1 rRNA gene is annotated in these 472 nt (G+C 45.1%); it reads left to right on the top strand.

The window, feature by feature from the left end:
- Positions 1-400: 400 nt before the first annotated feature.
- Positions 401-472, top strand: a 16S ribosomal RNA gene (locus ACFZPT_RS26565); the annotation flags it as partial.

Genomic DNA, 472 nt, shown 5'->3' with positions numbered 1-472 from the left:
GAGCAGTGTTGTTTGGCTCTATTAACGTTTCGATCTTCTCGATCGAAAGCGGAGAAAAAGAGGTGTTGACAGCAGCGTGTAACGCTGTAGAATTCGCCTCCCGCTAACGAGAGATCGGAAGCGCAAGTGGTTGAAGTTGTTGAAGAAATCTTCGAAAACTTCTGAAAATAATCACTTGACAGCAAATGAGGCTGCTGTAGAATGCGCGCCTCGGTTGAGACGAAAGATCTTAACCAACCGCTCTTTAACAACTGAATCAAGCAATTCGTGTGGGTGCTTGTGGAGTCAGACTGATAGTCAACAAGATTATCAGCATCACAAGTTACTCCGCGAGAAATCAAAGATGTAACCAACGATTGCTGAGCCAAGTTTAGGGTTTCTTAAAAACCCAAAGATGTTTGAACTGAAGAGTTTGATCATGGCTCAGATTGAACGCTGGCGGCAGGCCTAACACATGCAAGTCGAGCGGTAG

The organism is Pseudomonas sp. MD330_10 (assembly GCF_042610415.1).
Taxonomy (GTDB): Bacteria; Pseudomonadota; Gammaproteobacteria; order Pseudomonadales; family Pseudomonadaceae; genus Aquipseudomonas; species Aquipseudomonas rhodesiae.
Note: the sequence above shows the minus strand (reverse complement) of the source record. Positions and strands in the feature narration are given on the sequence as shown.